Genomic DNA, 7,134 nt, shown 5'->3' on the forward strand with positions numbered 1-7,134 from the left:
TCGGATGGAGATCGCCGCGTCGCTCCGCGACTCGCGATGACGAGGGGGGAGAGCTGCGCGACTCGCGATGACTGGGCATGGCATGACTCGCAATGACGGCGCGAGAGCTGCGCGGCGCTTGTCCCGTCAACGTCGGGATGGTTATGCTCGGCAGGTTATATCAAGAACATGCGAGACGAAGCGATGACTCAGGACGAAATGAAAAAGGCGGTGGCCGAAGCGGCCCTGTCGAAGATCGAGGACGGCTGGGTGGTCGGTGTCGGCACCGGATCGACCGCCAACTATTTCATCGATGCCCTGGCGGGCATGAAGAACCGCATCGACGGGGCCGTCGCCTCCAGCGAGGCGAGCGCGGAGCGCCTGCGCAAACATGGCATCGAGGTCCTGGACCTGAATTCGGCCGGCCCGCTGCCGATCTACGTCGACGGCGCCGACGAGGCCACTACCCACCTGCACCTGACCAAGGGCGGTGGCGGCGCGTTGACCCGCGAGAAGATCGTGGCCGCCGCCTCCGAGACCTTTGTCTGCGTGGTCGACGACACCAAGATCGCGAACTATCTGGGCAACTTCCCGCTGCCGGTGGAGGTCATCCCGATGGCCCGCAGCCACGTGGCCCGCGCGCTGTCGAACCTGGGCGGCAATCCGGAACTGCGCGAAGGTTTCGTCACCGACAACGGGAACGTCATCCTCGACGTCCACAACCTGCGCATCATGAACCCGGTGGAGCTGGAGTCGGAGATCGATCACATCGCCGGGGTGGTGACCAACGGGCTGTTCGCGCGGCGCCCGGCCGACGTAATGCTGATCGGCAGCGAGAAGGGCGTGCGCGAACTCCACCGCCACTGAGGCACGATGAACGAGACCGGCAAGTGGCTGATCATCATCGGCGGCGCGATCGTCCTGATCGGGCTGCTGTGGCCCTGGCTGGGAAAGATCCCCTGGGGAAGACTCCCCGGGGACATCGTGATCGAACGCGGTGACAGCCGCTTCTACTTCCCGCTGACGACCATGATCATCGTCAGCATCGTGCTGTCACTGATCCTGAGCTTCTTTCGCCGCTGACCCCGCTCTCTCAGCCCATCACCTCATCGTAGAACGCCTGCATCCCGCCCTCGAGGAAGTAATAACGCTCGTCCTCGATGCCCAGCTCGCGCAGGCGATACTGCAGCCAGCGCACCTGCTGTCCGTGCTGGTCGAAGATCAGCAGGGTGTCGCCGTCCGCGGCGGCCGCACGCAGGGCGTCGTCCAGGGCCTCCGGCTCGTTCACCGGCATGACCCGTTCGCGTCCGCCGAACAGGGCGATGTCATCCTCGTCCCCGGCACCACTGATGTCGAGCAGCAGGCTGTCGTCCTCCTGGGCCCGGCGTGCGAACGTCTCGCCATCCAGCAGCCGCGCCTCGAACGACGCGTCGGGGATCAGATCGCCGTCCTCGACCGCTTCGCCGAACAGGCGGGAGAAGCGCGGATAGCTCTGCGCCCAGTCATGCATGCCGGCGTCATACGCCAGCACGGCATCGAGCCCGGCATCGCTGGCCCGCGCCGCCGCACGGTACGCCCGATGGCTGTCGCGCCCGTTGCAGTAGAACACCAGCGGGCTGCCCTCCCGGGCTTCCAGGTCGCGGACGCGCTCGTCGAAATCGGGGGCGTGCAGATTCACGTGATGGGCGTCGCGCATCCGCACCACGTCGTATTCCGCGCGCGGGCGCACGTCCACCAGGGTCGAGCCGCTGAACTGACCGCGCAGGTCGAACAGCTCGATGGCCTCCACCCCGAAGCGTTCGTAAAGATGACGCCCCGGAAACTCCGCCAGCTGGGCCGAGAGGGTGACAGGGGTGGCCAGCAGGCCGGCGGCAAGGGCGAACACACCCGAACGAACAGCGAAATGACGAAAGCTCATGCGATCTCCGTTGACGTCAGCAGGGGGCCGCGGGATACGGCCTTCCCTGCGACGCCCCGTGAACTCCGTTTATTCCACTGCGCAGTGTACGGGAAACCGCCGCTCAGAGCAGGACCTTCTCGATGCCTCCTTCACGCGCCCGGTCGATGAAGCCCTTCTGCCAGTCCTCGCCCAGCAGCCGGTTGGCCATCTCCACCACGATGTAGTCGGTGTCCAGCCCGGTGTCCTCGCGATAGCGCGACAGGCCCTGCTGGCAGGCCGGGCAGGAGGTCAGCATCTTCACGTTGCCGTTTTCCGCCTTCTCCTCGCCGGTCAGCTGCTTGATGCCCTTGTGCAGCTCCTCCTGCTTGCGGAAGCGCACCTGGGTCGCGATGTCGGGGCGGCTCACCGCGAAGGTACCCGCCTCGCCGCAGCAGCGATCGGACTTCAGGACCTCCTGGCCCAGCAGCTTGCCGGCGACCTCGGTCGGCTTGTGCGATTTCATCGGCGAATGGCAGGGATCGTGGTACATGTACTGCACGCCCTGCAGGCCTTCCAGCTTGATGCCTTTCTCCATCAGGTACTCGTGGATGTCCAGCAGCCGGCAGCCCGGGAAGATCTTCTCGAACTCGTATTTCAGCAGCTGATCCATGCAGGTGCCGCAGGACACCACCACCGTCTTGATATCGAGATAGTTCAGGGTGTTCGCGATGCGATGGAACAGCACCCGGTTCTCGGTGCTGATCTGCGACCCCTTCTCGAAGTCGCCGCCGGCGTTCTGCGGGTAACCGCAGCACAGGTAGCCCGGCGGCAACACGGTCTGCGCACCCGCATCGTAGAGCATCGCCAGGGTGGCCAGGCCGACCTGGCTGAACAGGCGTTCGGAGCCGCAGCCCGGGAAGTAGAACACCGCGTCGGAGTCCATGTCCGTCTTCACCGGATCGCGCAGGATCGGCACGTAGCGCGAGTCCTCCAGCCCCAGCATCTGCCGCGTGGTCTGACTCGGCAGCCCCGCCGGCATGGGTTTCTTCACGAAATGCACGACCTGCTCGTGCACCGGCGCCTTGCCGGTGGTCGAGCGGGGCCGCTTGCCCTCGCCGGTCAGGCCGAGCTTCTTGAACGACCAGTGACCCAGACGCTGGGCCGCATAGCCCATCTGGATCGCGCCCTTGCGGATGCCCTTCACCGCGGCCGGATCCTTGGTGTTGAGGAACGCCATGGACATCATGGTGGCCGGCGACGCCTTGCGCTTGCCCTTCTTGTTGAGGATGGAGCGCATGTGCATGGTCACGTCGCCGAAGTCGATGTCGACCGGGCACGGGTTCAGGCACTTGTGGCAGATCGTGCAGTGATCGGCCACGTCGTTCATCTCCTCGAAGTGGTTCAGCGACAGCCCGCGTCGGGTCTGTTCCTCGTACAGGAAGGCCTCCACGATCAGGCCGGTCGCCAGGATCTTGTTGCGCGGCGAGTACAGCAGGTTGGCGCGCGGCACGTGCGTGTTGCACTCGGGCTTGCACTTGCCGCAGCGCAGGCAGTCCTTGATCTCGTCGTTGAGATCGCCCAGCTCGCTCTGCTCGAGGATCAGCGCCTCCTGCTTCACCAGACGCAGCGACGGCGTATAGGCGTTGTTCAGGCCGGAACCCTCCAGCAGCTTCCCGGCATTGAACACCCCGTTCGGGTCGATCTGCTTCTTGTACTTCGCGAACGAGTCGATGCGGTCGCGATCCAGGTACTGCATCTTGGTCAGGCCGATCCCGTGCTCGCCGGAGATCACCCCGTCCAGTTCGCGCGCCAGGCGCATCACCTCGTCCACCAGACGCTCGGCCTGGTGCATCATCGGGTAATCGTTGGAATTGACCGGGATGTTGGTGTGCACGTTGCCGTCGCCCGCATGCATGTGCAGGGCGATGAACAGCCGGCTGGTGAGCACGCGGTCGTGGATCGCGGTCAGGCGCTTGCGCACCGACTCCATCTGGTGGCCATTGAAGATGTCGAACAGCGGCCGTTCGACCTCCGCGCGATAGGAGATGCGCAGGCTGCGACGCAGCAGCAGGTGGATCAGTTTGTCGTGCGGGCGCATGTCCGCGCGGGCGGTGTCATCCAGCAGCTCGTCGCACTCGGAGGCCAGGGTGTGGAAGTTGTCGGCGATGCGCGACCAGCGATCGCGCACGGACTCCAGCACCTCGACCGCGCGCTGGCGCTTGGTCTCGAACCACTGCTGGCCCTCGCCCTCGGCATCCTCCAGCAACTCGCGCAGCTCGGGATGGTCGCCGCGCATGCATTCCAGCATCTCGTCGACCATCGCCAGCTTGTTCGTCAGCGACTCGCGGACGTTGAGGGTCTCCACCCCTTCGGTGTACTCCGCCAGGCGCTCCAGCGGGATCACCACGTCCTCGTTGATCTTGAACGCGTTGGTGTGGTGGGCGATGGCCGCGGTGCGGGCGCGATCGGCCCAGAACCGCTTGCGCGCCTCCGGGCTGACCGCGATGAAGCCCTCGCCATTGCGGGCGTTGGCCGCGCGCACCATCTGCGCGGCCAGGCGGCCCAGCGCGTCCTCGTCATCGGACACGATGTCCGCCACCAGGACCATCTTCGGCAGGTCGCCGCGCGCACCCTTGGGGGTGTACTTCACCGCCCGCACGTAGCGTTCGTCGAGGTGCTCGAGGCCCGCCAGCAGCACGTTTTCCTCCGCATCCACCGCATCCTTGATCTCGACGATCGCCGGGACCGCCTCGTGCAGATCGGTGCCGTAGAACTCCAGGCACACGGTGCGGGCGTTGTCCGGCATGCGATGGAGGATGAACTCGGCCGAGGTGATCAGACCGTCACAGCCCTCCTTCTGGATACCCGGTACGCCCATCAGGGTCTTGTCGGTCACGTCCTTGCCGAGCCCCGTCTTGCGGAACTGTGCCCCCGGCATCTCCAGGATCTCCGGCTCGCCCTTCTGCGTCCGGCCGTCCGCCTCAAAACGGGTCACGCGGAAGCGCACGGTCTCCGCGTCGTGGATCTTGCCGAGGTTGTGATCGAGGCGCTCGATATACATCCAGTCCGCCTCGGGGGTCACCATGGTCCAGGCGGCCAGGTTGTCCAGCGCGGTACCCCACAGCACCGCCTTCTTGCCGCCGGCATTCATGGCCACGTTGCCGCCGATCGTGGAGGCGTCCTGCGAGGTCGGGTCCACCGCGAACACCAGGCCGTTGTTGTCGGCCAGCTCGGAGACGCGCTTGGTCACCACGCCCGCCTCGACGTGCACCACCGGGACTTCGCGGTCCACACCCGGCAGGCTGCGCCGCTGCACGTCACCCAGGCCTTCCAGTTTCTCGGTGTTGATGACCGCCGAGCGTTTGGACAGCGGCACGGCACTGCCGGTATAGCCGGTGCCGCCCCCGCGCGGGATCACCGTCAGGCCCAGCTCGATACAGGCCGCCACCAGCGGCCCCATCTCTTCCTCGGAGTCGGGGGTGAGCACCACAAACGGCAGCTCCACGCGCCAGTCGGTCGCATCGGTCACGTGCGAGACCCGCGCCAGGCCGCCGAACTGGATATTGTCCTTGTGCGTGAGCCCGTTCATGCGCTTGCGAACCTTGTCACGCAGCGCCAGCGTCTTGTCGAACTCCTCCGCGAACGCGGTCAGCGCCGCCTGGGCACGCCGGGCCAGGGTCAGGGCCTTCTCGTTGCCCTCGGCACGCGCCTCGATCTGGTCGAGGCGGTGCTGCATCGCATCCATCAACGAACGGCGACGCTTGCGGTCCCCCAGCAGATCGTCCTGGATGTACGGGTTGCGCGTGACCACCCACATATCCCCCAGGACCTCGAACAGCATGCGCGCGGACACGCCGGTACGGCGTTCGCCACGCAGCTCGTTGAGCAGCTCCCAGGTATCGGACCCGAGGAAGCGGATGACGATTTCGCGGTCGGAGAAGGAAGTGTAGTTGTACGGTATTTCGCGCACGCGTTCGGCGGTCATTGAGGCGGGGCCTCCCGATCAGAGTGAAGCGCAAGGTTAACGGCCAGCCGGACCGAAAGCACGATCTCGCACTCGCGGTCCATTCTTTTGGCACCAAAGTAATTGCGCAATATTAAGGAAACCCTGATCGACGTGCACGCCCGACCGGGACCGGAACAGCCCGGGCCCGGTCAGCTGCGGAGATAATGCGGCGTCAGAACAGTTGGGATTCCATCTCCAGAAACACCGCATTGGCGTTCGAACGGTTGGTCTGGTCGAACGCCGGCAGGTCTTCGTATTCGGACCAGTCCATGGCAGCGTAGGCCTCCTCGAAGGACATCATGTCCTCGACCGATTCCGCCATGTGCTCGCGCAGCTTCACCAGGTAGTCCCGGGTGAAACGCACCGCGCGCCGGGCATTGGCGGTCGCGTCGCCATGCCCCGGGATCAGAAAGTTCGGCTCCATCGCCTCGACCTGCTCCAGGCGGTTCACCCAGTTCCCGGAATCCAGGGCATCATCGCCGAGGAACGGGATGCGCCCGTCGAACACGATATCGCCGGCAAACACCACGCCGTCTTCCTCGACCACCATGATGACGTCATCCGGTGAATGCGCCGGACCGGCATGCAGCAGGCGGAAGGTCTTGCCGCCCAGCTCGATGGTGTACTCCTCGTCGAACAGCTCGTCCGGCGGGATCACCTGGGTGTCTTCGTCCACCCACGGATAGAGCACGCCCCGGCGCTGCTGCAGCCGGGATTCGGCGCCCGGCCCGCGCAGATAATCTTCCGCACGCCGCTGACCGATGATGCGCGCTTCAGTGTGATCGGCGAATGCCTGCAGGCCGTAGATATGGTCCGCATGGTAATGACCCGCGATCACGTAGCGGATCGGCTTCTCCGTGACCTCCCGGATCCGCCGGATCATCTCGAACCCCAGGGCCGGGGTCCCCAGGGCGTCGTAGACCACTACGCCTTCGTCGGTCACCACGAAACCGGCGTTGGAAGTGTGGCCCTCGTTGTCGGGGCCCGGGATGCCCGACAAACCGATCATGTACCAGGCATTGGTCCCTTCCACCTGACGGGCGCGGGTATCGACAGTGACCTCGGGATACGGATTCTCGGGTACGGACATGGCTTCTCCTTGCTCGAAACCTGGGACTGACTATAGACCACAGACGCGTGGAGAAAGACCGACATTCCGTAAAAGAGCTGCGCGAGTGCGTTGCTCCGCTGCGCTCCGCCGAACCTTCCAGGTTCTCATCCTGGCCGGTCATATCCATGAAAAAGGGCCCCGCGAGGGGGCCCTTTTCCA

Annotated in this window: 5 protein-coding genes; 2 read left to right on the top strand and 3 right to left on the bottom strand. The window is 65.3% G+C overall.

What is annotated here, in order from left to right; all coding sequences use genetic code 11:
• The first annotated feature begins 183 nt into the window (after positions 1–183).
• Entirely contained in the window at positions 184–846 is a 663-nt protein-coding gene (gene rpiA / locus F787_RS0113680) for a ribose-5-phosphate isomerase RpiA (protein ID WP_019569142.1), read from the top strand.
• A gap of 6 nt (positions 847–852) precedes the next feature.
• Positions 853–1,062, top strand: a complete 210-nt coding sequence (locus F787_RS0113685) for a DUF2905 domain-containing protein (RefSeq protein WP_018870056.1) — start codon at positions 853–855, stop codon at positions 1,060–1,062.
• A gap of 10 nt (positions 1,063–1,072) precedes the next feature.
• Here F787_RS0113685 and F787_RS0113690 read toward each other — a convergent pair whose 3' ends face one another.
• From F787_RS0113690 to F787_RS0113700, 3 genes are all read right to left on the bottom strand, one after another.
• Entirely contained in the window at positions 1,073–1,897 is an 825-nt protein-coding gene (locus F787_RS0113690) for a rhodanese-like domain-containing protein (protein WP_028492545.1), read from the bottom strand.
• 103 nt (positions 1,898–2,000) lie between these two features.
• Entirely contained in the window at positions 2,001–5,843 is a 3,843-nt protein-coding gene (locus F787_RS0113695) for a DUF3683 domain-containing protein (RefSeq protein WP_028492546.1), read from the bottom strand.
• A gap of 193 nt (positions 5,844–6,036) precedes the next feature.
• The gene (locus F787_RS0113700) at positions 6,037–6,954 is read right to left on the bottom strand and encodes an MBL fold metallo-hydrolase (protein WP_028492547.1); all 918 of its coding nucleotides are present in this window, start codon (positions 6,952–6,954) and stop codon (positions 6,037–6,039) included.
• Positions 6,955–7,134: the final 180 nt, after the last annotated feature.

Origin of the sequence: Thioalkalivibrio sp. ALE19, assembly GCF_000428605.1 — a bacterium.
GTDB lineage: Bacteria > Pseudomonadota > Gammaproteobacteria > Ectothiorhodospirales > Ectothiorhodospiraceae > Thioalkalivibrio.